Genomic DNA, 1,305 nt, shown 5'->3' with positions numbered 1-1,305 from the left:
GGCGGTTTCACGCGGTGATTGCAACAGTGGGTGGTTTGGGTGGTTCTGAGAGTAGTTCGTCGAGGACTTCGGCGGGTTTCTTCCAGCCCAGTGTTTCGCGGGGGCGGGTGTTGAGTTTGGTCGCCACGTAGTCCAGGTAGTCGGCCGGGAATACCGATAGGTCGGTGCCTTTAGCAAAGTATTGGCGCAGTAGGCCGTTGGTGTTCTCGTTGGTACCGCGTTGCCACGGAGAGTGCGGATCGCAGAAGTAAATATCCATGTCGACCGCCTCGGCGACAGCAACATGATTGGCCATCTCCTTGCCTTGATCCCAGGTGAGGGTCTTACGCAAGATCACCGGCAGCGCAGCCATTTTCGCCACCATTGCTTCCTGCACCTGGAAGGCATCGTGCCCGTCAGGCAGGTGCAGCAGCATCACAAACCGCGTCATCCGCTCGACCAGGGTGCCGATCGCCGAGCCCGAAGCGGTGCTGCCCAGGATCAGATCACCCTCCCAGTGCCCGGGCACCGCGCGGTCCTCGACCCCCGGTGGGCGCTCACTGATATTGACCATGTCGCGGATGCGACCGCGGCGCTCATCGGGGCGACGTTGGGGTCTACGCAACGCCCGCCCGGTACGCAAACATTTGTGCAGTTCGCGGCGCAGATCGCCGCGGCCCTGTACATAGATCGACTGGTAGATGGTTTCGTGGGACACCCGCATCTCCGCATCCTCGGGAAAATCCATCGGCAACCGCTTAGCGATCTGATTGGGGCTGTGCTCGTCTCGCAGCCGACTCTGCACCTCATCGCGCAGCTTCGCATTAACCGCCAGCTTGCCCGGTTTCGGACGGCGCGCCCGCTGCTGGGCGCGCACCTGTGCACCGGTGGCGTTATATCGAGGCTTGGCATCCCGGCCGCCTTTCTTCGGTGCACCGAACCGATACCGCTCCCGATACCGCCCGTAGCAAAACGCGTTTCGCTCGATTTCACGCATGACAGTCGACGGTGGCCGCCCCAACTCCTCGGCGATCTGGCGGATCGACTTGCCGGTCTTGACACCCACATCGATCACTACCCGCTCATCCAACCTCAACCGCGTCCACTTGCGTTGCCCACCATCACAAATTTTCGGTCTCACCCCACCAGCATCAGCAAACCACCTCCGCCCCGAGTACATCGACACGCCGACGGCCACACCCGCCTCGGCGGCCGACATCCCATCACGGATGTGATCCCAGAACTGACGGACAACCCACGGATGCGCCTTCACATACACAACAACCTCCAACTAAATGGCTGTTGCAATCACCCCCGGAAACCGCC

Annotated in this window: 1 protein-coding gene; it reads right to left on the bottom strand. The window is 61.6% G+C overall.

The genetic code is table 11. The features are described 5' to 3' along the window. Positions 1–7: 7 nt before the first annotated feature. Positions 8–1,198 carry an IS30 family transposase gene (locus A5724_RS05170; RefSeq protein ID WP_369830606.1) on the bottom strand — a complete coding sequence of 397 codons (1,191 nt, stop codon included), beginning with the start codon at positions 1,196–1,198 and terminating at the stop codon, positions 8–10. Between the last annotated feature and the right edge of the window lie 107 nt (positions 1,199–1,305).

The organism is Mycobacterium sp. ACS1612, from assembly GCF_001667505.1.
Lineage (GTDB): Bacteria > Actinomycetota > Actinomycetes > Mycobacteriales > Mycobacteriaceae > Mycobacterium.
The sequence above is the reverse complement of the archived record's forward strand: the minus strand, read 5'-3'. Positions and strand labels throughout refer to the sequence as shown.

Coding starts and splice junctions, on each gene's coding strand:
- A5724_RS05170 (WP_369830606.1), bottom strand. CDS start 1,198: ATGTCGGCCGCCGAGGCGGGTGTGGCCGTCGGCGTGTCGATGTACTCG.